Here is a 23845-nt window from a genome sequence, read left to right on the forward strand (position 1 = left end):
GGGTTGTAGATGGGCCGCAGATGTGCCGTTCGCACGCGATTTTCAACCCGGCAGTGTCGGCGAGACTGCGACCGCCCGGATCAGCCGCCCAGTTTCGACAGCATGAAGGCCAGCAGGAAGCCGCCCACGGTGATCAGCCCCGAATATTCGTGCGTCTCCTGCGTCGCCTCGGGGATCATCGTGTCGACCAGCATCGCCAGGATCGCGCCGGCCGCCACAGCGGTGGTTCCAGCGATCAGATCGGCGCTGGCGCCCGCCAGCGCGACATTGCCGATCAGCGCCGCCGCGCCGGAGAGCAGGGCGATGCCGCCCCACACACCAAACACGTAGCCGGGGCCATGGCCCGCCTTCTTCATCCCGGCCGCGCTGGAAAGGCCCTCGGGAATGTTGGACAGGAACACCGCGGCGACGGTGACGAGGCTGACGCCGCTGCCCTGGAGTAGGCTGACGCCGATCACCACCGATTCGGGGATGCCGTCGAGGAGGGCGCCGATCGCGATCGCCAGGCCGGACCCGCTGTCCGCGGACGGCTGCCGCGCCGTCGGATCGGACCCGGACCGCTTGCGGTGCCGCGCGCCCCGCCGGGACACGATCACGTTCGCCACCGTATAGGCAAGCGCGCCGCCCAGGAACCCCGCGGCGGTGGAATCGAAGCCGCCGCGCGCATAGGCCTCGTCCATCAGGTCGAAGGCTACGGCCGAGATCAGCACCCCCGATCCGATCGCCATCACCGCCGCGATCACCCGCTGGGGCAATGCGACGACATAGGCGATCGCCGCGCCGAGCAGCAGCGCCGAGCCTCCCACAAGGCCCCACATCCCGGCGGCGACCGGACCGTTCATTTCGTCGCAACAGGCCGTCCCGAGCATGCCACGCACGCCGGGTCCTTCGGCAGCTTCACGCTGCGGAAGCGCATCGCCAGCAGGTCGATCAGCAGCAATTTGCCCGCCGGATCGTCGCCGAACGGGGCGAGCGCGCGCAGCACCTCCAGGGCGGCGAGGCTGCCGAGCACGCCGGTCACCGGACCCAGGATGCCCGCCTCGGCGCAGCTCGTCTCGGCCCGGTCGCTCGCCTCGCCGACGAAGCAGCGATAGCACGGCTTGTCCGCTTCCCAGCCGCGATACACGCCCAGCTGCCCCTCGAACTGGCCCACCGCCGCCGAAATCAGCGGCATCCGCATCATGAGCGCCGCATCCGCCACCGCAAAGCGGGTCGCGAAATTGTCGCATCCGTCCAGCGCCACGTCGCAACCGTCCAGCAGCTCGGCGGCGTTCCCCGCATCGATCCGGGCGCGGCGCGGCTCTGCGGCGACATGCGGGTTGATCGCTTGGACCCGCATCGCTGCCGCTTCGGCCTTCGCCGCACCGACGTCATCGCTGGCGAAGATCACCTGCCGCTGGAGATTGGAGGCTTCCACCCGGTCGTCGTCGATGATCCGGATCGCACCAAGGCCGGCAGCGGCGAGGTACTGGAGCGCCGGCGCGCCGATTCCGCCGGCGCCGATCACCGCCACCCGCGCCGCCTTCAGCCGCACCTGTCCGGCGCCACCGAACTCCTTGAGGACGATGTGGCGGGCGTAGCGGGCAAGCTCGTCGTCGGAAAGCGTCACGCCGGCCAGGAGAAGACCAGGGTAGTGCGGAACCAGGTCGGCGTGGTGAGCCCCACAGTCACCAGATTGTCGCGGGCGAGCCGCGAAACCAGGCCGGAGCCGTATTGCTCCACCGTGACGCAGTCGATCGCGCGCGGCACGATCTTGCGGATTCGCCCCGAAGGACCGACCAGCACCGCCAAGTCCAGCGTCACCACCGCCGCGCTGCGCACCCGTCCCGCGGCAGTGCAGCGCCCGGCGTTGACCTCATCGCGGACGAACGCGGACAGCGCCTCCATGTCAGGCGAGCGGCGAACATATTGTAGTTCAGGCAGGCCGGACCAGTCCGCAGGCGGCATTGCCAGCTGCCAAGCCTCGGCCGCCTGTGCACCGGCAGCCAGCGTCAGCCCGGGCACGGACGGGCCCTGCGCGATCGCGAGCAGGAGAAGCAGCGCCTTCACGATCCGGTCGACCCAAACCCTCCGATCCCGCGCACAGTATCGTCGAGAGTCTCGACCTCGTCCAGCGCAACTTGGGCCACCTCGGCCGGAACCAGCTGCGCGATCCGCTCGCCTCGGCGAACGGGAAAGGGCGCCTGCCCCAGATTGGCGAGGATCACCTTCACTTCGCCGCGATAGTCGCTGTCGATCGTGCCCGGCGTGTTGAGGCAGGTGATGCCGTGCTTGAGCGCCAGGCCCGAGCGGGGGCGCACCTGCACCTCCCAGCCCGCCGGGATCGCCATCGCAAACCCGGTCGCCACCGCATGCCGCGCGCCCGGGGCGAGATCAACGTCCTCAGCCGCCACCACGTCCATCCCGGCAGCGCCAGCGGTGGCATAAGCGGGCAGCGGCAGCCCCGCGCCATGCGGCAGACGGCGGATCAGGATGCGGACGGGGTCAGAGGGCATCGGCGATCCTTTCGGCCAGGCGGTGGGCAACCTCGCCCTTCGGCATGCGGTCCCAAGTCTCGGTGCCCGTCTCGGTGACGAGGTGGATGGTGTTGGCATCGCCGCCCATCACGCTTTCGCCTCTTGGGCCGGAAACGTCGTTGGCGACGATCCAGTCCGCGCCCTTGCGCAGGCGCTTGGCGGCGGCATGCTCCTCCACCCGCTCGGTTTCCGCCGCAAAGCCGACGACGAGGCGAGGACGCTGCGCCGACCGGGCCAGGGTGGCGAGGATATCCGGGTTCTCGACCAGCGACAGGGCAGGGGCGGCCTCGCTCTTCTTGACCTTCTGGCCCGCGGCAGTGTCGACCCGCCAGTCGGCGACCGCGGCGACCATCACCGCCGCGTCCGCAGGCAGCGCCGCCTCGACCGCCGCCGCCATCTCGCGTGCGGTCTCAACATCGACGCGGTCGACCCCGGCGGGTGTTGGAAGCGTGACCGGCCCGGCGACCAACGTTACCCGAGCGCCCAGCGCCGCCAGCGCGCCGGCGATGGCGAAGCCCTGCTTCCCGGACGAGCGGTTGGCGATGTATCGCACCGGATCGATCGGCTCGTGCGTCGGCCCGGCGGTGACGAGGACGTGCCGCCCGGCGAGGCGCCTGCCGGCGCCGAGCCGCGACTCGATCGCCGCCAGGATCGCCTCAGGTTCGGGCAGCCGCCCGGGACCGAACTCGCCGCAGGCCATTGCGCCCTCATCGGGCTCCAGCACTGTCACCCCATCCGCGCGCAGCGTTTCCACGTTGCGCAGGGTCGCGGGATGGAGCCACATCCGCACGTTCATCGCCGGGGCGGCCAGCACGGGTTTGTCGGTGGCGAGCAGCAGCGTTGAGGCGAGGTCGTCGGCATGGCCGTGCGCCATGCGGGCGAGCAGGTCGGCGGTGGCGGGCGCCACCACTACCAGGTCGGCCTGCCGGCTGAGCTGGATATGTCCCATCTCGGCCTCGTCCTTGAGGTCCCACAGCGTCGTATAGACGTGGTTCTCGCTGAGCGCCGCCAGCGTCATCGGCGTGACGAAATGATGCCCCGCCTCGGTCAGCACGCAGGTGACCGAATGCCCGGCGCGGCGGGCGAGGCGGATCAACTCGCACGCCTTGTAGGCGGCGATCCCTCCGCCGACGATCAGCAGGATGCGGCTCATGTCCGTGTCCTTGTCACGGTGATCCGCCGCCTGTCGAGGGCGGCGCTACGCAGGTCGCGGATCGCATCGGGCGCGAAGGCGAGACCCGGCAGCAGCAGCGGCGCGGCGAGGAGCACCCAATAATAGGTGTCGGCGCGGCAGAACAGGGCGAGCAGCACACCATAACCTATGAGCGTCATCAGTACCCGCTTCGCGAAGGGGCTGCGCCATCCTGCCCAGCCGATCAGCGCCACGCCGACCAGCGGCGCGCCCAGCCACAAGGGCCCTTGCGACAGCGCGGTCGCCAGCACCAGCACATGCACCGCAAAGCCGAAGCCGAGCATCCCGCTCCAGCCCCGCGACCCATCGTCGAACGGCCGCACCACTTGGGCGACGGCATGGGCATGGAACGCCACCACCACTACCAGCAGCACCAGTGCGGCGGCCCAGCCCGCCACCTCCCGCCAGCGCCGCTCGCGTGCGGCGGCGAGCAACATCAGCCCGGCATAGAGTGCGCTGGTTTCGCGGATCAGCATCGCAATTGCCGCCACCGCAATCGCCGCGGTGGCGTTGCCAGGCTTGCGCAGCCCCAGCGACAGCGCGATCAGCGGCCCGGCCCAGACTTCGTGAAAGGTGACGAGGTCGGGCCGGATGAAGGAGGACATGCCGGCGGCGAGCAGGATCACCGCGACGATGCGCACCGTGGTGCGGGCGAAAGCGCCCTCGAACCGGTCCCACCATGCTGCGAGAGCGCCGATCGCGATGGCGAACAGCAGCGCAACGCTCGCCCAATCCGGCAGGCGCGCCTGGACCATCGCGAGGGTTGGCAAGCGGAAGGTGACAAACGGCTTCAGCGGATAAGGTCCGCGCCGCATCGCTTCCGCCGCGGTGGAATAATAATCCTGGCCATGCCGCAGCCCGTCGATCACCTCCTGGTACAGCAGCACGTCGGTACGATCCGGGGTGCGCTCGGCCGCGGGGGCGTCCGCCTGAGTATGGGCCGGTACGCCGGGCGCCTGCAGCGCGGTAAAGCAGGCGAGGACCAGCAGCACCGCCAACGCCCCCGCCACCCGCGCCTGCCGCCACGGCAGTGCGGCGAAGCGGGTCGGCTCGGCGAGCCAGCGGGGCATCAGGTCAGCGCCAGGGTCGCCGCGACGCTCACCGCAGCGGACAGCAGCGCAATCGCGACGAAGCGCCAGCCGCCGCCGATCCGCACCACCTCGATTTCGCGGAGCGGCGGCGTGGGCGGGGCGCCGCCGGGAGGTGGGAAGCGCGCCTCGATCCGACGGACCAGATCGGGCAGGCCGGCGAGCGTCTTGAAGTCGGCAACGAGCCGGTCAGCGATCGCCGCCTCCGGCCCGAGCTCGGTGCGCATCCACTCTTCCACCACCGGCCGGGCGGTGTCCCAAAGGTTGACGTCGGGATCGAGCGCGGTGGCGACGCCTTCCACCATCACCATGGTCTTCTGGAGCAGCAGCAGGTGCGGCTGGGTCTGCATGTCGAAATCGCGGGTGATCGAGAACAGCGAGTCGAGCATCAGCCCGATCGACATGTCCTTGACCGGCAGGCCGCGCGTCGGCTCGCCCACCGCGCGCAGGGCGGTCGCGAACTCGGCGACATTGTGGTGGGCGGGCACGTACTGCGCCTCGAAGTGGATTTCGGCGACGCGGCGGTAATTGCCGGTGATCAGCCCATAGAGGATTTCCGCCAGCCAGCGCCGCGCGCGCCGATCGATCCGACCCATGATGCCGAAGTCGATCGCGGCGATCTTGTTGCCGGGCAGCGCGAACAGATTGCCCTGGTGCAGATCGGCGTGGAAGAAGCCGTCGGCGATCGCCTGGCGAAGGAAGGCGTGCACCAGGGTGCGGGCGAGCTGTGGGAGATCGTGGCCAGCGGCGCGCAGCGCGTCGCGATTGGCCAGCTTGATCCCGTCGATCCACTCCATGGTCAGCACGCGGCCGGCGGTGCGCGCCCAGTCGACCGCGGGGACGTGGAAGTCGGGCTCCGCCTCCATCGCCTCGGCAAGCTCGGAGGCGGAGGCCGCCTCGCGCCGCATATCGAGCTCGCGCGCGGTCCAGCGGCGGAAGGTGGCGATGACGAGCCGCGGCCGCAGCCGGGCCAGCTCGCCACCCATCGCTTCCGCCTGCGCCGCCGCCCATTCATAGGTGTCGATCGCGCGCCCGAACTCCTCGATCACGCCGGGGCGGATCACCTTTACCGCCACCGTGCGCCCGTCGGTGGTGATCGCGCGGTGGACCTGCGCGATCGAGGCGGCGCCGATCGGTACCTCGTCGATCTGCGCGAACAGTTCGTCGAGCGGTCGCCCGAAGCTCGCCTCCATTACCGCGCGGATGTCCGCGAACGGCACCGGCGGCAGTGCGTCCTGGAGGCGCAGCAGGTCGAGCGCCGCGGCCTCGCCGACGATGTCGGGCCGCGTGGCGAGCGTCTGACCGAGCTTGATCGCCGCCGGGCCGATCGCCTGGAGCGCATCGGCATAGCGCGGCACCGCGGGCACGCGCGCGCCGACGCGAGCGAGGCGCACCAGCCGGCGCACCGGCGCGGGCGTGTTGCGATCACGCTCAATGCCGCGCAGCGCGCCATGGCGTGCGAGGATGCGGCCCCATTTCAGGAGCCGCCAAAGGTGGACGGCGGGCGCTGTCATGCGCGGGTCAGATCTTCCAGCCCGAATGGATCGCGACCAGCCCGCCCAGGATCGGCTGCGCGGAGACCTGCGCAAAGCCGGCCTCCTCAATCATCCGCTTGAAGGCCGGCATGTCCGGGAAACGGCGGATCGATTCGATCAGGTAGCGGTAGCTGGCGGCGTCCTGCGCCAGCAGTTGACCGAGGCGCGGCACCAGATGGTGCGAATAGGCGTCGTACACCTCGGCGAAGCCGGGCCAGGTGGTGGTGGAGAATTCGAGGCAGAAGAACCGCCCGCCGCGCTTGAGCACGCGGTGTGCCTCGCGCAGCGCCGCGGGAATGTCGGTGACATTCCGGATGCCGAAGGCGATCGTATAGGCGTCGAACGCGCGGTCGGGGAAGGTGAGCGACTCGGCATTGGCCTCGCTCCATACCAGCCCGTCCAGCCGGCGCTTGGCGGCGCGCGCCATGCCCACTTCCAGCATCGCGGGGTTGATGTCCGCCACCGTCACGTGCGCGCCCGTCTTGTGGAGGCGAAAGGCGATGTCGCCGGTGCCGCCCGCCATGTCGAGGATGCGCTCGCCGGGCCGGGGGCGTACCTTGCGGACGAAATCGTCTTTCCAAATCCGGTGCAGCCCGCCCGACATCGCGTCGTTCATCAGGTCGTAATTGCGCGCGACGCTGGTGAATACGGTACCGACGCGCGCGGTCTTTTCCGAGGCGGGGATGTCTTCGTAGCCGAAGGAGACGGTGTCGCTCATCGCCCGGGGCTGTAGCGGCGGCTTGTGGAGGCGGCAAACGCAACCTAGCTCGCCCCCATGCCGGAATTGCCAGAGGTCGAGACCACGGTGCGGGGCTTGCGCCCGGTGCTGGAAGGCGCCCGCCTTTCCGCGGTTGAGGCGCGCCGGGCGGACCTGCGCCGCGCTTTCCCCGCCGATCTTCGCCAGCGGCTGACCGGCGCGCGGGTGACCGCGCTCGGCCGCCGGGCCAAATACGGGCTGGTCGAGACCGACCGGGGGACCACCATGATCTTCCACCTTGGCATGTCCGGCCGCTGGCGCGTCGATCCCGATACACTGGGTCCGCATGACCACCTGGTGCTGGAAACCGATGCCGCCCGCCGCCTGGCGCTCAACGATGCGCGGCGCTTCGGCTTCGTCGACCTGTGGCCCACGGAGAGCCTTGCGGACTATCCGCCGTTCCGCGCGCTCGGGCCCGAGCCGCTCGGCGAAGAACTCACCGCTGCCTATCTGGCCGGGGTGCTCGCCGGGCGATTGGCCCCGATCAAGGCGATGCTACTTGACCAAAGAATCGTGGCGGGGCTGGGCAACATCTATGTCTGCGAGGCGCTTTACACGGCGCGAATCGCGCCGGGGCGGGCGGCGGGGCAGGTGTCCAAGCCGCGACTCGCCCGGCTAGTGGAGGCGATCCGCGCGGTGCTGCTGGAGGCGATCGAGGCGGGCGGCTCCACCTTGCGCGATTATGCACGCCCCGATGGCGAGCTCGGCTATTTCTCCAAGCGTTTCCAGGTCTATGGTCGCGAGGGACAGCCGTGCAGCTGCGGCGGCCTCATCGCGAGAAAGGTCCACTCAGGGCGATCCACCTTCTGGTGTCCGGCCTGCCAGCGGAGTTGACCCGCGGCGCGGCGGCCGCTATGGGGCCGGCTTCACGAGGGCGATGGGGTTTCCCGGCGCCCTCTTTTTCATCGAGAGACCCGAGGACACATGGCGAACACGCCGCAAGCCAAGAAGCGCATCCGTCGCAACGCCCGCCGTGCCGAAGTGAACGGCAACCGCATCGGCCGCATCCGCACCTTCGTGAAGAAGGTCGAGTCCGCGCTGGCCAGCGGCGACAAGGCGACCGCGAGCAGCGCACTGGCGGCGGTGCAGCCGGAGCTGCAGCGGGGTGTAGCCAAGGGCGTCCTCCACAAGAACACCGCCTCGCGCAAGTTCTCGCGCCTGACCAAGGCGGTTGCCGCGTTGAGCTGATCCCGCACTCCTTGCGTTTTCAGCGCCCGTCGGAGTTTCTCCGGCGGGTTTTTTTGCGTCCGCCCGGGAACTGTCTGACAAACCATGGAGAGTCCGCGATTCGCGGCTTGCTCGCGTTCGCTTCCGGGACTTCAATCTCGTAACTTCAAAGACTTATAAGATCGTTTGACGGATTTCCGCCGACGGAGACGTGTCAATCCCGTTTATTTCACAAAAGCGTCACGCCCCGGACTTGATCGACTCTGCCGAACCTTCCTAAACCTGTGTTTGTCGCCGCGGCCATCTGCCGAGGCGCCCATTTGGACAGCGTCGGGAGCCACGCGGCTGGGGCCGCCACGGGGTTCGTCATGTCGAAGAAACCGGGTTCGGCACGGGGCGTGTCAGCTCGAACGGAGGGGTGCGCGTGTCGAGTTTGCAGTCCAGGATCGAGGAAACAGGGACGATCGCACGGGCCTGGACGCGCATTCGCGTGAACCTGCGTGCGTCCGCCGGCGCGCGGCTCTTCGATCAGTGGCTGAAGCCGATTGAGCTGGTGGAGGATGAGGATGTGGAATGCGTCCGTCTGACGCTCCCATCTCCGTTCATGACCAACTGGGTCCGCAACCATTATGCCGAGCGACTGCTGCTGGAATTCCGCCAGCAGGTGCCTGAGGTGCGCGCGATCGCGATCGAGACGCGCTCGGGCATGCCGACCGCGGTGTCGCTGGTCACGGCGCCTGCGCAATCGGTTGCCGATCCCGTGCCGGCGGCTGAGCGCCCCGCGCTCGACCCGCGACTGACGTTCGAGTCGTTCGTCGAGGACCCGTCCAATCGCGTCGCGCTGAACGCGGCGCGGGCGCTTGCCGCACCCGGTCCGGTGCGGTTCAGCCCGTTGTTCCTCCATAGCGGCACCGGGCTGGGCAAGACTCATCTGATGCAGGCGATCGGCGCCGCATTCTTGGAGGCCGAGCCCGAGTCGCGCATTCTCTACATGTCGGCCGAGCGGTTCATGTTCGAGTTCGTCGCCGCGATGCGCGCGCGCGACACATTCGCGTTCAAGGCGCGGCTGCGCGGCTGCGACCTGCTGCTGATCGACGACCTCCAGTTCATTGGCGGTAAGGATGCGACCCAGGAGGAGTTCTTCCACACCATCAACGAGGTGATGGCAGCGGGCAAGCGGCTGGTGATCGCCGCCGATCGGTGCCCACAGGCGCTGGACGGCATCGAGCCCCGGATCGTCGGACGCATGGCGGCAGGGCTGGTCGTCGACATCAAGGCGCCAGGCGCCGCGCTGCGCCGGATGGTGCTCGATCGCAAATGCGCGGAACTGGGCATGGACGTGCCCGAGCCCGTCCTTGATCTGCTCACCACGCGCATCCAGAGCAGCATCCGCGAGCTGGAGGGGGCGCTGAACCGGGTCATTGCTTACGCCCAGCTGACGGGCGAGGCGATCGACCTTGATTTCGCGATCGCGACTCTGGGGGACACCCTGCGCGGCGCACGTCGGCAGGTGACGATCGACGAGATCCAGAAGGTCGTGTCGACGCATTTCGACATGAAACCGTCGGATCTCGTGTCGGCACGGCGCGCTCGTGCGATCGCGCGACCGCGTCAGATCGCGATGTACCTGGCGAAGCGGCTCACCACGCGCTCGCTGCCTGAGATCGGCCGCAAGTTCGGCGGGCGGGATCATTCAACCGTGATCCATGCGGTGCGCCGGATCGAGGAACTGCGCGACAGCGACCAGGACGTGGACGGCGCCGTCAGGATGCTGCTCGGCCAGCTGGAGGGCTGAGCCGGTCAGAACAATGACGCGCGTCGCCGATGTTGTGCCAATCCTGGCAGCAATGCTTTGCGGCTGTGCGCCGACCCGGAGAAGACGACGGAAACGTCTGGGATGCGATGCTCTACAGGACCAGCCCCATCGCCGCCTGAGCTCGCGACAGCAGCGGCGCGGCAAGGTCGCGGGCGCGCGCGGCACCGTCGCGCAGGATCGCGTCGATGGCGGCGCGATCGGCCATTAGGCGGAGCATCTCGTTCCGGATCGGGCCGAGCGTCGCCACCGCCAAGTCGGCGAGCGCGGGCTTGAACTGACCGAAGCCCTTGCCGGCAAACTCGGCCAGCACCTCGGCGGGTTTGCGGTCCGCGAGGGCGGCGTAGATGGTGAGGAGGTTCTTTGCTTCGGCGCGGCCTTCCAGCGCGTCCCAGCTGTCGGGCAGCAGGTCCGGATCGGTCTTAGCCTTGCGGAACTTGTCCGCGATCGTCTCGTCGCTGTCGACCAGCTTGACCACTGACTGTGCGGACGGGTTGGACTTGGACATCTTCGAGCCCGCGTCTCGCAGGCTCATGATCCGCGGCGCGGCGCCGCTGACCAGCGGCTCGGGCAGGGTGAACAGCTCGGTTTCGTAGTCGGTGTTGAACTTGGTGGCGATGTCGCGCGCCAACTCCAGATGCTGCTTCTGGTCCTCGCCGACCGGGACGTGGGTGGCGTTGTATAGCAGCACGTCCGCCGCCATCAGCACGGGATAGTCGTAGAGGCCGACGCTGGCGCCCTCTCGGTTCTTGCCGGCCTTGTCCTTGAACTGGGTCATCCGGTTGAGCCAGCCGACGCGTGCGACGTTGTTGAGCAGCCAGGCAAGCTCGCTGTGCGCGGGGACGCGGGCCTGGTTGAACAGGATCGAGCGCGAGGGATCGATGCCGGCGGCGACCAGGGTGGCAGTCATCTCCAGCGTGTTGGCGGTGAGCTCGGCGGGAGGGATGAACTCGGTGAGGCCGTGGAGGTCGGCGATGAAGTACATCGTTTCGCCGCCGGCGGCCTGCACCTCATCCTGCATGGCGACCCACTGCTTCACCGCGCCCAGATAGTTGCCGAGGTGGAGATTGCCGGTGGGCTTGATGCCGGAGACGACGCGCATGTGGGTTCCTAACGACGGATGAGCCGCCTGGCATCGGAGAGCCGGAAAGCACCAAGCAGCACGGAGGCGGCGAGGTAGACGACGCAGCCCGCGCCGACCAGTACGAACATCGCGCCCCAGCGCTGGAGGCTGCCGCCGGTGGTGTAGGGCCGGAACAGGTCCAGCGCGAACCAGAGCGCGGCACCCATCGCCAGCGCGGCGAGCGTCAGCCGCCACGTGCGGCGCTTCAGCTGCGCGTCGGCGACGAACTCGCCGCGACGGACCAGGGCGCGCCAGAGCAGCCAGACATTGACGGTAGAGGCGAGCGCGGTGGCGAGCGGCGGGCCCATGTGGCGCAAGGGCATGATCAGCGCGAGGTTCAGCGCGAGGTTCACCGCCATCGAGATGGTGGCGTAGCGCACTGGCGTGCGCGTGTCCGAGCGCGCGTAGAAACCGGGGGTGAGCACCTTGACCAGGATGTAGCTGGGCAGGCCGACCGAGAAGGCGGCGAGCGCCTGCGCGGTGAAGAGCGTGTCGTCCGCGACAAACTTGCCGTGCTGGAACAGCGCTGCGACGATCGGCTGGCCGGCGACAATCAGCGCGACGGTGGCGGGCAGGGTGAGGAATAGCGCCAGTTCGAGCCCGCGGTTCTGCGTTTCCATTGCGCGGGCCTCCTCGCCCGCACCGAGCTGCCGCGAGATGGTGGGGAGGAGGACGGTGCCCAGGCCGATGCCGATCAGGCCGAGCGGCAGCTGGTTCAGTCGGTCCGCGAAATAAATGTAGCTGACCGAGCCCGCGTCGAGCAGGCTGGCGGCGAGCGCGGTGGAGACGACGAGGTTGATCTGCACCGCGCCGGCGCCCGCCGCCGCTGGCCAGATCAGCGCCAACAGGCGTCGCACATCCGGATTGAGCGTCGGCCGCTTGAGCCGGAGCCGCACGCCGGCGTGGCGACACGCCCACCACAGCCATAAGAGCTGGAGCGCGCCGGAGATCGTCACTGCGATCGCCTGGTTGCGCGCGGTGAACAGCGGCTCCTGGCTGTGGAAGAACAGCAATGCCGCGATCAGCGTGAGGTTGAGCAGGATCGGCGCCGCCGCGGCGACCCAGAAGCGGTGCAGCGAGTTGAGGATGCCGCCGAGCAGCGACACCAGGCTGATGAAGAGCAGGTAGGGGAAGGTGATCCGCGACAGCGTGACCGCAAAGGCGAATTCGTCCGCCCCCGCTTCGTTGAATCCGCCCGAGAGCAGCCAGGTGACAGGCCAGGCGGCAAGCTCCATCACCGCGGTCATCACCAGCAGCACCGGGAGCAGGACCGAAAGCGCGTCCTCGGCAAAGGCAATCCCGTCCGGCAGGCCGCGTCCGTCCTTGTCCGCCACCTTGCGGTTGAACATTGGGATGAAGGCGGCGGAGAAGGCGCCCTCCGCGAACAGGGCCCGGAACATGTTGGGCAGGCGGAAGGCGATCAGGAAGGCGTCGGACGCGAAGCCCGCGCCGACGAAGCGCGCGAACAGGCTGTCGCGGACCAGCCCGAGCACCCGGCTGGCGAGCGTGAGCCCGCCGACCGAGCCGAGCGCGCGGGCGAGGTTCATCGGATCAGGCTGTCGGGATCAGGCCTGGCCGAGCGTGCCCTGCTGATCCTGCTGCGCTGCGAGTTGCTGGTAGTAGAGGCCGTTGAAGTCGATCGGATCGAGCAGCAGCGGGGGGAACCCGCCGTCGCGGATCGCATCGGCCACCACGCGGCGCGCGAAGGGGAACAGCAGGCGCGGGCCCTCGCCGAGCAGAAACGGCTGGGTGGCGTCGTCGGGCACGTTGCGCAGCCCGAACAGGCCAGCATAGGCCAGCTCCACCAGGAAGGCGACATTGCCCTGGGTCTCGGCGCGGACCTCGATCTTGAGCGTGACCTCGTGGACCTCCTCGCCGACCTGCTGGGCGTTGATGTCGAACTGGACGTTGATCTCCGGCGCCTGCTCGATCTGGTAGATTCCCGGCGCGTTGGGGTTCTCGAACGACAGATCCTTGATGTATTGCGAGATCAGGCCCGCGGAGGGAGTCATGTCCTGCCCGTTGCCGTTGGTGCCGGCGGCGGCCGCGCCGAAATCGTCGCTCATGAGTTCTTCCTGTCGAATGGATTGGCCCGGGCGACTAGCAGGCCCTCCGGCTCTTTGAAAGCCGGGTCGGCTGGCCTATGTTGGCGGATGATATGATCGGAGGTCCGGTGTTTTACGCGATCCTGCTGATGATGGTGGCGGCGTTCCTCGCCCTCCGTCTCTATTCCGTGCTCGGCAAGCGCAGCGGCGAGCCGCTGGCGCGGCCGGCGGAGGAGCGCGTCGGCCCCAAGCCGGTGGCGCGCACCGTGGACGTCACCCCCGAGGTGCGCGACGTGCAGCCGCGCCCCATCGACTCGGGTGCCGAGGGCGGCATCCGCGCGATCGTAGGCGCCGAGCCGGGGTTCGACGTGACGCAGTTCGTCGATGGCGCGCAGGCGGCGTATCGCATGATCCTGGAAGCGTTCTGGAAAGGCGACCGCGAGGCGCTGCGCGCGCTGACCACCGAAGACGTCTATGCCTCGTTCGACGAGGCGATCGCGGCGCGCGAGACGGACGGGCTGACATTGGACAACAGGCTGGTCTCGATCGAGCGCGCGGTGATCGCGGATGCGTCGCTCGCCGGGCGCGAGGCGCGGATCGCGGTGCGCTTCGATGCCGATATCGCGGCGGTGACGCGCGACGCCGAGGGCAATGTGGTGGCCGGCTCCACCGACGATGCGGTGGAGACGCACGACCTGTGGACCTTCGCGCGCACGCTCAAGACGGGCGACCCGAACTGGAGACTCGCGGACACCGACGACGCTTGATGGCAACGCGGGGCATGCGGTGGGGCGGCGCGCTTGCGCTGGGACTGATGCTTTCGGCCTGCGTCGGCGGCGGGCACGTGCCGACACCCGAAACGGCGGGCCGCCCGCCTGCGCCGGTACGCCAGCCGCGACCGGCGACGCCGATCGCGCCGGCGCCGGTGGCTGCGGGATCGGGGCCGACCGCCGCCAGCGTCGGGACCATCGCGGGGCCACCGATTGCCTCCCTGCCGATCACCGCCGCCAATGCTGCGCGGGCGCTCGCTGCCTTTCGCACGAGCTGCCCGTCGCTGGTGCGCCGGCCAGATACCGCAGGCCTGCGGGCGGACTGGCGGCCGGTTTGCGACGAGGCGGCGCGGACCGATGCGGGCGAGGCGCTCGCCTTTTTCCGCCGGTGGTTCGAGGCGGTACAGGTGGGTGACGGCCGCGCCTTCGCTACCGGATATTTCATCCCGGAGATTGCGGGATCCCGCACCCGACGCAGCGGCTATGACACGCCGGTCTATGGCCGGCCGGGCGACCTGGTCGACGTCGACCTCGGCACCTTCTCGTCCGCGCTGAAGGGCAAGTCGATCCGTGGGCGGGTGGAGGGCACGAAGCTGGTGCCGTATTTCGACCGGACCGCGATCGAGGAAGGCGCGCTGGACGGGCGCGCACGGATCATCGCCTGGGCGGCGGATCCGATCGAGCTGTTCTTCCTCCAGGTGCAAGGGTCGGGGCTGCTGCGCCAGCCCGACGGCAGCGTGGTCCGCATCGGCTATCAAAGCCAGAACGGCCGCGACTATACCGGCATCGGCGCACTGATGAAGAAGCGCGGGCTGCTCGGGCCCGGCCAGTCGAGCATGCAGGGGATCATGGCGTGGCTGCGCGCGCACCCCGAAGAAGGCCGGGCGATCATGCGCGAGAACAAGAGCTACGTCTTCTTCCGCGAGCTGGACGGCCCGCCGCTCGGCGCGCTCGGGCTGCCGGTGGCGGACGCGACCACGGTGGCGGCGGACCCCAAGTTCGTGCCGCTGGGCGCCCCCGTTTTCCTGTCGATGGACCGCACCGACGCGACCGGCCTGTGGGTGGCGCAGGACACCGGCGGCGCGATCAAGGGCGCCAATCGCTTCGATACCTTCTGGGGCGCAGGCGAGGAGGCCCGGGCGATCGCGGGAGGGATGAGCGCGCGCGGCACCGCTTTTCTTCTGTTGCCCGCGGGCACGCTGGCGCGGCGCGATGCGCAAGCTCGCCCCTGACGAGGCGGCGCTCTGGGCGCGGGTGATGGCGACCGCGCGACCGTTGCGGGCGATTCCGCCTCCGATGCGATTGGCGGGGCCCGTCGCAACGCCCGCTGCTCCGGTGCAGGTGGCAAGAAAGACGAGCAGCGCGACGATTCCGACGCGCCTGGAGATGGACAAGCGGGTACAGCCGGCAGCCCCTTCTACGCCAAGACCGGGTACTACGCTCGACTCGAGCTGGGACAAACGCCTGTCCCGCGGCATCGTGACGCCGGACGTGACCGTCGATCTGCACGGCCACACGCTGCATTCCGCGCATGACCTGCTTGAGGGTGCGCTGGACCGGGCGGTGGCTCGGGGCGACCGCGTGGTGCTGCTGGTAACGGGCCGCCCGCCGCGACCGGAAAGCGAGCGGCCCCACGCGCGCGGTGCGATCCGCGCGGCGGTGGGCGACTGGCTGGCAGGATCGCGTTTCGCCGGCAGCATTGCCGCGGTCCGCAACGCGCATCCCCGGCATGGCGGCGTGGGCGCGCTCTACATCATCCTTCGTCGCGAGCGCGAACCGAAGTCTTAACCCTCGTCGTGCCATGCTCCCCCGATGGTGGCGCCCGTGACGTCACGTTTTGGGGAAGCTGCAAGCGCGATGAAGGCCGCGACGTTGAAGAGCCGTGCGATCGCACTGGCGCTCTGCGTGGGCGGGGCAGCCTTTGCGTTCGCTCTTGTCCTGGCCGAGGATGATCCGTCGGCCGGACACCTGTGGCGTGCCGCGGTGCTGGCGATCGCGTGCGGGACGATCGCCTGGGCTGCGATCATCCGGATCTCGACCCATGTTACCGGTGCGATCGATTTGGCGGCCGATCGGCTCGCCGACGCGGCCGGGGGTGATCTCGCCAGCCCCATCCCGCCGACGGTATTTCAAATCGCGCCGCGCCTTTCGGAAGCGATGACTGCGCTATTCGGACAGATCAGCGCAAATCTCAGCCGCATCGAGCGGCTGGCGATGGTCGATCCGGTCACCGGTCTGCCGAACCGGTCCAGCTTCCGCGCTGCCTGCGAGTCGCTGATCGCATCGGCCACCCAGGGCGCCTGTTCGGCGCTGCTGTTCATCGATCTGGACCGGTTCAAGGCGATCAACGATACCCATGGTCATGCGGCTGGCGACATGCTGCTCACCCAAGTCGCGGAGCGGCTGCGCACGGTGGCAGCCAACGGCGCGGGCGCCGCGCCCGTCGTGGGGCGGATCGCCGGCGACGAGTTCAGCATCTTTGTACCCGCGCTCCGCCAGCCGGAGGATGCGGATCGATTGGGCCATCGTGTCCTCGAGGTTCTGGAAGCGCCTTTCGAGATCGGCGGCAGCGAGCTGATGATCGGGGCGTCCGTGGGACTGGCCATGCACCCTCTTCACGGCGCCCAGCTGACCGAGTTGATGCGGGCAGCGGATGCCGCAATGTACCGGGCGAAGCACCTGGGGCGCGGCCGTGTCGAGCGCTTCGGCGCGGCAATCCAGCGCGACCTTGCGGCGCGCCTTACACTAGACGACGAGTTGCGCCAGGCACTGGCGTGTAACGAGTTCGGGTTAGTTTTCCAGCCGCAACGCAGGGTCAGCGATCGCGGCACCGTCTCCGTCGAGGCGCTGCTGCGCTGGCACCATCCGGACGGCACCCGGCTACCTGGCAGCTTCCTTATCCGGGCGGAGGAAAGCGGGCTGATCGTCGACATCGGCAACAAGGTGATCGACGATGTGGCGCGAACCCTCGCGCGCTGGGCGGCGGCGGGGATAGAGGCGCGTATGGCGATCAATGTCAGCCCGCGCCAGATCGCGCGGGCGGATTTCTTCCTGCGGCTTGCCGCCGCGCTGGAGACGCATGGCGCGCCGGCGCGGCTGATCGAGCTGGAGATTGGCGAAACGCTCGCGATGCGCTGCTCCCCCGTGCAGATCGCGGCGATCGAGGCACTGCGCGAGCAGGGGGCGACGGTAGCAATCGATGGGTTCGGCACCGGTTATACCAACATTGGCCGGCTGCGGATGCTGCCGGTCGATCGCATCAAGCTGGACCGCAGCCTCACCGCGGAGGTCGCCGGCAGCGATGTGGCGCGCAGCATCGCGCAGGCGCTGATCGGACTGATTCACGGCATCGGCCGCGAAGCAGTGGGCGAGGGGATCGAGACCCGGGCCCAAGCCGAAGTGCTACGCGTGCTGGGTTGCGACGTGATCCAGGGGTTCGGCGTCGCCGAGCCGATGGACGAGGATGCGCTGCTCGCCTGGCTGGCGAGCGATGCCGCGGCTCAGCCGGCGCCCGCGCGGTTGATCACGTCGGCATAGATGTCGGTCAGGGCGTAGAGGTCTTCCACCGCCACCGCCTCGTTCACCTTGTGCATGGTAGCGTTGACCAAGCCGAATTCTATCGTGGGGCATAGCTGCGAGAGGAAGCGCGCGTCCGACGTGCCGCCGGTGGTGGAGAGTTGCGGCGCGACACCGGTGCGGGCCTCGATCGCGGCGGACAGCAAGGACGAGAGCGCGCCCGGCTTCGTCAGGAATGCCTCGCCCGAGATCCGCGCCGTCACCTGCGCGGCGGGGGCGTGGCGGCGGACGATTTCGTCGATCTGCGCGGCCAGGGCGTCGCCCCGCTGGAGATCGTTGAAGCGGATGCTCAGCCGCGCCGCGGCGCGCGCGGGGATGACGTTGGTGGCAGGATTTCCAACCGCGAGATCGGTGATCTCGATGTTGGAGGGCTGGAACCAGGCATTGCCCGTATCGAGCACCAGCGCATCGATCTCCGCCAGCGCGGCGACCAGCGGGGTGATCGGATTATCCGCGAGGTGCGGGTAGGCGACATGGCCCTGTCGGCCGGGCACTTCGATCCAGATGTTGACCGAGCCGCGCCGGCCGATCTTGACCGTGTCGCCGAAGCGCTGGTCCGAGGTGGGTTCGCCGACGAGGCACAGGTCCGGGCGGATGCCGCGCGCGGCCATCCGCTCGATCAGCGCGCGGGTGCCGAATACTGCGGGCCCCTCCTCGTCGCCGGTAATGATCAGGCTGAGCGTGCCTTCCGGCGCCGTGCGGGCGGCGGCGGCGACGAAGGCGGCGATCGCGCCCTTCATGTCCACTGCGCCGCGGCCGTGGAGCAGGCCGCCGCGCACCTCGGGGACGAAGGCATTGCCGGTCCAGCCCTCGCCCGGCGGGACAACATCAACATGGCCGGCGAAGGCGAGATGGCGCCCACCGGTGCCGCGAACCGCCAGGAGGTTCTCGACCGGGCCGTCGGGCGCCTCGCCGACCGTGAACCGCTCGACGTCGAAGCCGATCAGGTGCAGCGCGGCTTCGAGGACGTCGAACACCGGCCCGCGTGCGGGCGTAACGCTGGGGCAGGCGAGCAGCGCGGTGGCGAGGGCGAGCGCGTCGGCCATTCAGGCGGCCCGGCGTAGATCGCTGACGATCGCATCGGCGATGTGCGGGATCAACTCGACCGGCATGTTGTGGCCCATGCCCTCGAACTCGACGAGGCGGGCGCCGGGGATGTTCGCCGCGGTGTCGCGCCCGCCCGCGACGGGCATCAGCGGATCGGCGGTGCCGTGGATCACCACGGTGGGCACCCGGATCCCGCGCAGCATCGCGCGGCGATCCCCGTCGGAGATGATCGCGGCGAGCTGGCGGCTGATGCCCGGCGGATAGTGCATGCGCGACACGATGGCGCGCACGCGGCTGGCGAGCGCGGCCTCGTCCACCGGATAGCGCGGGCTGCCGATCGCCCTGGCGGTGCGAATGCCGTGCGCCACCGCCGCCTCCAAGTCGTTGGCGCGGGGGCGGCGGAGCAGCACGCGCAGCGCCTCGCGGCGCGGGCGCGGCAGCGCGGGATTGCCGGTGGTGGACATGATCGAGGCGAGCGAGAGCGCGCGCTCGGGATGGCGGGCGGCGAGATGCTGCGCGATCATTCCACCCATCGAAGCGCCGACGACATGCGCGCGCGGGATATCGAGCGCGTCGAGCAGCCCCGCCGCGTCTTCGGCCATATCGGCGAGCGAATAGGGAACGCGCGGGCGCATCCCGAACATGCGGGCGAGCACCAGGGTATAGATGTTGGGGGTGCCGGCCGCATCGAACTTGGTGGACAGGCCGCAATCGCGATTGTCGAACCGGATCACGCGATAGCCGCGATGGCCGAGTGCTTCGACGAAGGGGGTGGGCCACAGAGTCAGTTGCGCGCCCAGGCCCATGATCAGCAGCATGGGAGGACCGTGCTCGGGCCCGTGCATCTCATATTCGAGGTCGAGGCCGTTCGCGCGGATCCTTGCCATCGCCCGTCAATGCACGGCTGGGGCTTTGGCTGCAATCAGGCGGTGACGATCTCGCTGCCCTGCACCATGACCGGCCAGGGGGTGAGCCGCCCGCCAGCGCAGGGCCCGGCGACGCAGCGGCCGTCCTCAATCGCGAACACCGCGCCGTGCCAGGAGCAGAGGATCGCGCCTTCGTGGACATAGTCGTCCAGGGTCTGGGCGAGCGGCAGGCCCATGTGCGGGCAGCGATCGACATAGCCGTGGACGCTTTCGCCGCGGCGCACCACAAAACCGTGGAAGCGGCCGGCACGCATTTCCAGAACGAAAGCGCGCGCGGCGCCATCGGCGATCTGATCGAGCGGGCCGAGGCGGACGCCGGCCGGAGTCTTGGACAGGCGGTCGGTCAGGGCAGCTGCGCCTTGGCGAAGCCGGACCAGACGTCGTCATAGTCGAGCTGCATGGTCGGCGTCTCGGTCGCCCAGCGGGTGGGGCGGACGACGTGGCGGGTTTCGAACATGAACGCCATGGTGCCGTCGATCTTGACCGGCTTGAGCTCGGCGGCACTCGCCTTCTCGTGGGTCGCGCGGTCGGGCCCATGGCCGTTCATCTGGTTGTGGAGGCTCGCCCCGCCGGGCACGAAGCCGCCGCCTTCCTTGGCATCATAGGCGCCGGCGATCAGTCCCATGAACTCGCTCATCACGTTGCGGTGGAACCAGGGCGGGCGGAACGTATCCTCCGCCACCATCCAGCGCGGCGGGAAGATCACGAAGTCGCAGTTCGCGGTGCCGGGCGTGTCGCTGGGCGAGGTCAGCACGGTGAAGATCGAAGGATCGGGATGGTCGAAGCTGACCGTGTTGATCGTGTTGAAGCGGGTGAGATCGTAGCGGCAGGGCGCGAGATTGCCGTGCCACGCGGCCACGTCGAAGGGTGAGTGGTCGAGGCGGGTCTGCCACAGCCCGCCCTGAAACTTCTGGATGACCTCGCAGCGCTCGTCGCGATCCTCGAACCAGGCGACAGGCGTCTCGAAATCGCGCGGGTTGGCGAGACCGTTCGCCCCGATCAGGCCGAGGTCGGGGAGGCGGAACAGCGCGCCGTAGTTTTCGAGGACATAGCCGCGCGCGGCGCCGTCGGGCAGCGCGACGCGGAAGCGGACGCCGCGCGGGATCAGCGCGATCTGCAAGGGGGCGAGGTCGATCCGCCCGAGCTCGGTGGTGATTTCGAGGCGACCGTGCTGGGGCACGATCAAGAGTTCGCCGTCCGCCGAGAAGAAGGCGCGCTCCATGTCGCGATCGGCGGCATAGCAATGGATGCCGACCCCGCTCTGCTCGGCGACGCTGCCGGTGCCGCCATAGGAGACGAGGCCGTCGAGCCAGTCGGTCGGCTCGGCGGGCATCGGCAGCGGATCCCAACGCATGCGGTTGGGGGAGGGCGGCGCCTCGCTGAACGGCCCGGAGCGGAGCAGCTTGGCGCCCTGATAGGGTGTGAAGGCGGGGTGCTGCGCGGTGGGGCGCAGGCGGTAGAGCCAGGCGCGGCGGTTCTCCTGCCGCGGCGCGGTGAAGGCGGTGCCGGAGAGCTGCTCGGCATAGAGGCCGAACGGAGGCTTCTGCGGGGAGTTGCGGCCGATGGGGAGTGCACCGGGCACCGCCTCGGTGGAGACGTGGTTGCCGAAGCCGGGGAGATAGTGGGTCATGAGCCTACCTTGCTCCCCTCCCTTCAAGGGAGGGGCTGGGGTGGGTCGCGTCCAAGTGATACGGATGGGGTTCAGCCTGACCGGGCGGTGACGCGAGCACTCCACCCACCCCCGACCCCTCCCTTGAAGGGAGGGGAGAAGTCACTCCTCGACCTTGATCACGCCGCGGCGGATCTGGTCCAGCTCGATCGATTCGAACAGCGCCTGGAAGTTGCCGTTGCCGAAGCCCTCGTTGCCTTTGCGCTGGATGATCTCGAAGAAGATCGGGCCGAACATGTTCTCGGTGAAGATCTGGAGGAGGATGCCCTCCTCGCCGACGTTGCCGTCGATCAGGATGCGGTTCTTCTTGAGCCGCTCCAGATCCTCGCCATGGCCGGGGACGCGCTTGTCGACCAGCTCGTAATAGGTCTCGATCGTGTCCTGCAGCTTGACGCCGCGGGCGCGCAGGCGCTCCACGGTGTCGAAGATGTCCTCCGTGGTCAGTGCGAGGTGCTGGATGCCCTCGCCGTGATATTGCCGGATGAACTCCTCGATCTGGGAATTGTCGTCCTGGCTCTCGTTCAGGGGAATGCGGATCGCCTTGTCGGGCGCGATCATCGCCTGGCTGAACAGGCCGGTCGCCTTGCCCTTGATGTCGAAATACTTCTGCTCCTCGAAGCCGAAGAGCGTGCGGTAGAACTCGCTCCACACGCGCATCTGGCCGCGGCGGACATTGTGGGTCAGGTGGTCGAGCAGGTCGAGCCCGACGTTGTTCTCCGCCTCTGCCTGTTGCCAGCCGGGGATCTCCTGCCAGTCGGCGTAGAGATCGGTGCCGTCCTGGATGAAGTAGAGGTAGCTGCCGCCGATACCCTGGATGACGGTGTCGTCCTCGTCGGTGCGCTCGCCGCCGTGCGCGAGGGCCCATTCGAGCGCCCTGGCGGGATCGGAGACGCGGAACGCCATCGCGCTCGCCGAGGGGCCGTGCGCCTCGCGGAAGGCGGCGACACGGCCGGTCTCGTCGCGGTTGAGCATCAGGTTGATGCGGCCCTGCTTGTAGCGGGTGATCGCTTTCGAGGGATGGCGATGCGTGGCGACGAAGCCGAGTTGCTCGAACTGGCGGGCCATCGCGTCGGGGTCGGGCGAGGTGAATTCGACGAACTCGAAGCCGTTGAGGCCGAGCGGGTTGTCCGTAACTTCACGATCCTCGCGCACATGGACGTCGGTCATGGTCGCTCCTCTTGGTATCAGATGATACTATATCCTCGCTTGAGCCGTTCGTGTCAAATGCTACCCATCGGACAACATGGCCAACCGCCTCCAGCTCGATCGGTTCCTGCCGTACCGCCTGTCGATCACGTCCAACCTGGTCAGTGGCCGCATCGCGCGGGTGTATGAATCGCTGTTCGGGCTCTCCATTCCGGAATGGCGGCTGATCACCGTCACGGCCGAGGCGGGCGCGATCACCCAGGCCGAGCTGGGCGAACGGACGCGCATGGACAAGGTGACGGTGAGCCGCGCCGCCATCGCGCTGGTCGGGCGTGGACTGCTGGCGCGCACGCCCAACGCCAACGACCGGCGATCGCACCTGCTGTCGCTGACCGAGGAGGGCGAGGCGCTCTATGGCTCGGTCGCGCCCAAGGCGATGGAAATCGAGGAGCGGCTGTTCTCGCGCTTCACGCCGGCGGAGCTGGAGACGTTCACCGCAATGCTCCGTCGGATCGATGCGGCGGCGCAGGAGGAAGCATGACCGAAGCGCCGCTCGTCGCAGGGATCGAGCTGGGCGGCACCAAGTGCAACCTTATCCTGGCGCGCGGGCCCGACGCGATCCTGGAGGAGAAGCGCCTGCCCACCGAGCGCCCGGCCGAAACGCTGGCGGCGATCGAGGCGGTGCTGGACGGGTGGCGCGGCTTTGCGGCGATCGGCATCGGCAGCTTCGGCCCGGTCTCGATCGACCGCGCGTCCGGCGACTATGGCCGGATCACCTCCACCCCCAAGCCCGGCTGGGCGAACACCGATGTCGCCCGGCGCATCGCGGCGCGCTTCGACGTTCCGACCGGCTTCCACACCGACGTGGTCGCCGCGGCGCTCGCGGAGGCGCGCTGGGGCGCGGCGGAGGGGCTGGGAGACCTAGCCTATGTGACCGTGGGCACGGGCATCGGCGTGGGGCTGGTCGCGGGCGGGCGGCCCGTCGACGGGCTGACCCATTCGGAGCTGGGCCATGTCCGACCGCGACGTGTGCCGGGCGACGATTGGGTGGGCGCCTGCCCGTTCCACGGCGCCTGCGTGGAAGGGCTGGCGGCAGGCGGCTCGATCGCCGCGCGCACCGGCATCGCCGCGCCCGAGCTGCCCGCGGATCACGAGGCTTGGCTGCTGGTCGCCGATGCGCTGGCGCAGATGCTGCATGCAGCGGTGCTGACCGGCATTCCGCGGCGGATCGTGATGGGCGGCGGCGTCGCGGTGGGCAATCCGCACCTGCTGCCGCGCATCCGCGAGGCGCTCAAGGCGTCGCTGAACGGCTATGTCGCCCTGCCGGAGGTGGAGGATGCCGACACATACGTGGTGCCCGCGGCGCTGGGCAACAATGCCGGGCCGCTCGGCACCATCCTGTTGGGACAACAGGCTTTAGGCGCGCATTAACCTTCCTTCGCTACCTGCCGGAAACTACCGCGGCCGAACTTCGG

25 protein-coding genes are annotated in these 23845 nt (G+C 69.1%); 9 read left to right on the top strand and 16 right to left on the bottom strand.

The genetic code is table 11. From position 1 onward, the window contains the following. Positions 1-80: 80 nt before the first annotated feature. Genes ACFDTH_RS04350 through ACFDTH_RS04385 form a run of 8 tightly spaced genes read right to left on the bottom strand, consistent with a single transcriptional unit; the run spans position 81 to position 7049 of the window. Positions 81-842 (bottom strand): ZIP family metal transporter, encoded by a 762-nt coding sequence (locus ACFDTH_RS04350; RefSeq protein WP_375286277.1) that lies wholly within the window; start codon positions 840-842, stop codon positions 81-83. Next, positions 839-1609, bottom strand: a complete 771-nt coding sequence (locus ACFDTH_RS04355) for a ThiF family adenylyltransferase (protein WP_375286278.1) — start codon at positions 1607-1609, stop codon at positions 839-841. Before ACFDTH_RS04355 ends, ACFDTH_RS04350 begins: the two co-directional genes overlap by 4 nt. Next, positions 1606-2049 (bottom strand): hypothetical protein, encoded by a 444-nt coding sequence (locus ACFDTH_RS04360; RefSeq protein ID WP_375286279.1) that lies wholly within the window; start codon positions 2047-2049, stop codon positions 1606-1608. Before ACFDTH_RS04360 ends, ACFDTH_RS04355 begins: the two co-directional genes overlap by 4 nt. Then, entirely contained in the window at positions 2046-2495 is a 450-nt protein-coding gene (gene dut / locus ACFDTH_RS04365; RefSeq protein WP_375286280.1) for a dUTP diphosphatase, read from the bottom strand. The genes ACFDTH_RS04360 and dut overlap by 4 nt, the downstream gene beginning before the upstream one ends. Beyond that, positions 2485-3669, bottom strand: coding sequence for a bifunctional phosphopantothenoylcysteine decarboxylase/phosphopantothenate--cysteine ligase CoaBC (coaBC, locus tag ACFDTH_RS04370; protein ID WP_375286281.1), 1185 nt, complete (start codon positions 3667-3669; stop codon positions 2485-2487). Before coaBC ends, dut begins: the two co-directional genes overlap by 11 nt. Beyond that, complete coding sequence (locus ACFDTH_RS04375) at positions 3666-4778, bottom strand: hypothetical protein (protein WP_375286282.1); 1113 nt, start codon at positions 4776-4778, stop codon at positions 3666-3668. The genes coaBC and ACFDTH_RS04375 overlap by 4 nt, the downstream gene beginning before the upstream one ends. Beyond that, positions 4778-6310 (bottom strand): 2-polyprenylphenol 6-hydroxylase, encoded by a 1533-nt coding sequence (gene ubiB / locus ACFDTH_RS04380; RefSeq protein WP_375286283.1) that lies wholly within the window; start codon positions 6308-6310, stop codon positions 4778-4780. The genes ACFDTH_RS04375 and ubiB overlap by 1 nt, the downstream gene beginning before the upstream one ends. Before the next feature lie 7 nt (positions 6311-6317). Next, on the bottom strand, positions 6318-7049 hold the full coding sequence (locus ACFDTH_RS04385; RefSeq protein WP_375286284.1) for a class I SAM-dependent methyltransferase: 732 nt from the start codon (positions 7047-7049) through the stop codon (positions 6318-6320). Positions 7050-7106: 57 nt separating this feature from the next. Between ACFDTH_RS04385 and mutM the strand changes: the two genes are divergently transcribed. From mutM to dnaA, 3 genes are all read left to right on the top strand, one after another. Further along, complete coding sequence (gene mutM / locus ACFDTH_RS04390; protein WP_375286285.1) at positions 7107-7922, top strand: bifunctional DNA-formamidopyrimidine glycosylase/DNA-(apurinic or apyrimidinic site) lyase; 816 nt, start codon at positions 7107-7109, stop codon at positions 7920-7922. A 90-nt stretch (positions 7923-8012) separates the two neighbouring features. After that, positions 8013-8276 (top strand): 30S ribosomal protein S20, encoded by a 264-nt coding sequence (rpsT, locus tag ACFDTH_RS04395; protein ID WP_375286286.1) that lies wholly within the window; start codon positions 8013-8015, stop codon positions 8274-8276. Positions 8277-8679: 403 nt separating this feature from the next. Continuing rightward, positions 8680-10050, top strand: coding sequence for a chromosomal replication initiator protein DnaA (dnaA, locus tag ACFDTH_RS04400; protein WP_375286287.1), 1371 nt, complete (start codon positions 8680-8682; stop codon positions 10048-10050). A 112-nt stretch (positions 10051-10162) separates the two neighbouring features. Here dnaA and trpS read toward each other — a convergent pair whose 3' ends face one another. Genes trpS through secB form a run of 3 tightly spaced genes read right to left on the bottom strand, consistent with a single transcriptional unit; the run spans position 10163 to position 13257 of the window. After that, positions 10163-11170 (bottom strand): tryptophan--tRNA ligase, encoded by a 1008-nt coding sequence (trpS, locus tag ACFDTH_RS04405; RefSeq protein ID WP_375286288.1) that lies wholly within the window; start codon positions 11168-11170, stop codon positions 10163-10165. Between the two features lie 8 nt (positions 11171-11178). Further along, a complete protein-coding gene (gene murJ / locus ACFDTH_RS04410) occupies positions 11179-12738 on the bottom strand; it encodes a murein biosynthesis integral membrane protein MurJ (protein ID WP_375286289.1) in 1560 nt (519 codons plus the stop codon). A gap of 18 nt (positions 12739-12756) precedes the next feature. After that, the gene (gene secB, locus ACFDTH_RS04415; protein WP_375286290.1) at positions 12757-13257 is read right to left on the bottom strand and encodes a protein-export chaperone SecB; all 501 of its coding nucleotides are present in this window, start codon (positions 13255-13257) and stop codon (positions 12757-12759) included. A 107-nt stretch (positions 13258-13364) separates the two neighbouring features. Here secB and ACFDTH_RS04420 point away from each other — a divergent pair, with 107 nt between their 5' ends. From ACFDTH_RS04420 to ACFDTH_RS04435, 4 genes are all read left to right on the top strand, one after another. Next, a complete protein-coding gene (locus ACFDTH_RS04420) occupies positions 13365-14003 on the top strand; it encodes a Tim44/TimA family putative adaptor protein (protein ID WP_375286291.1) in 639 nt (212 codons plus the stop codon). Positions 14004-14017: 14 nt separating this feature from the next. After that, a complete protein-coding gene (locus ACFDTH_RS04425) occupies positions 14018-15238 on the top strand; it encodes a murein transglycosylase A (RefSeq protein WP_375286292.1) in 1221 nt (406 codons plus the stop codon). Further along, the gene (locus ACFDTH_RS04430; RefSeq protein WP_375286293.1) at positions 15219-15794 is read left to right on the top strand and encodes a Smr/MutS family protein; all 576 of its coding nucleotides are present in this window, start codon (positions 15219-15221) and stop codon (positions 15792-15794) included. The genes ACFDTH_RS04425 and ACFDTH_RS04430 overlap by 20 nt, the downstream gene beginning before the upstream one ends. Positions 15795-15863: 69 nt before the next feature. Next, positions 15864-17543, top strand: a complete 1680-nt coding sequence (locus tag ACFDTH_RS04435; protein WP_375286294.1) for a putative bifunctional diguanylate cyclase/phosphodiesterase — start codon at positions 15864-15866, stop codon at positions 17541-17543. Here ACFDTH_RS04435 and dapE read toward each other — a convergent pair. The 5 genes from dapE to hppD all read right to left on the bottom strand — a co-directional run bounded on the left by dapE (position 17507) and on the right by hppD (position 22391). Further along, positions 17507-18628, bottom strand: a complete 1122-nt coding sequence (dapE, locus tag ACFDTH_RS04440) for a succinyl-diaminopimelate desuccinylase (protein ID WP_375286295.1) — start codon at positions 18626-18628, stop codon at positions 17507-17509. The genes ACFDTH_RS04435 and dapE overlap by 37 nt on opposite strands. Next, complete coding sequence (locus ACFDTH_RS04445; RefSeq protein WP_375286296.1) at positions 18629-19516, bottom strand: alpha/beta fold hydrolase; 888 nt, start codon at positions 19514-19516, stop codon at positions 18629-18631. It abuts the gene before it with no gap. 35 nt (positions 19517-19551) lie between these two features. Next, complete coding sequence (locus ACFDTH_RS04450) at positions 19552-19902, bottom strand: Rieske (2Fe-2S) protein (protein ID WP_375286310.1); 351 nt, start codon at positions 19900-19902, stop codon at positions 19552-19554. Beyond that, positions 19899-21185 (bottom strand): homogentisate 1,2-dioxygenase, encoded by a 1287-nt coding sequence (gene hmgA / locus ACFDTH_RS04455; protein ID WP_375286298.1) that lies wholly within the window; start codon positions 21183-21185, stop codon positions 19899-19901. The genes ACFDTH_RS04450 and hmgA overlap by 4 nt, the downstream gene beginning before the upstream one ends. Positions 21186-21326: 141 nt before the next feature. Next, positions 21327-22391 (bottom strand): 4-hydroxyphenylpyruvate dioxygenase, encoded by a 1065-nt coding sequence (gene hppD / locus ACFDTH_RS04460; RefSeq protein ID WP_375286299.1) that lies wholly within the window; start codon positions 22389-22391, stop codon positions 21327-21329. Between the two features lie 76 nt (positions 22392-22467). Here hppD and ACFDTH_RS04465 point away from each other — a divergent pair, with 76 nt between their 5' ends. Together ACFDTH_RS04465 and ACFDTH_RS04470 are read left to right on the top strand one after the other, a co-directional pair. Beyond that, positions 22468-22911 (top strand): MarR family winged helix-turn-helix transcriptional regulator, encoded by a 444-nt coding sequence (locus tag ACFDTH_RS04465; RefSeq protein ID WP_375286300.1) that lies wholly within the window; start codon positions 22468-22470, stop codon positions 22909-22911. Beyond that, positions 22908-23801 carry an ROK family protein gene (locus tag ACFDTH_RS04470; protein ID WP_375286301.1) on the top strand — a complete coding sequence of 298 codons (894 nt, stop codon included), beginning with the start codon at positions 22908-22910 and terminating at the stop codon, positions 23799-23801. Before ACFDTH_RS04465 ends, ACFDTH_RS04470 begins: the two co-directional genes overlap by 4 nt. The last annotated feature ends 44 nt before the right edge of the window (positions 23802-23845 follow it).

Origin of the sequence: Sphingomonas sp. (assembly GCF_042096255.1) — a bacterium.
Classification (GTDB): domain Bacteria; phylum Pseudomonadota; class Alphaproteobacteria; order Sphingomonadales; family Sphingomonadaceae; genus Sphingomonas.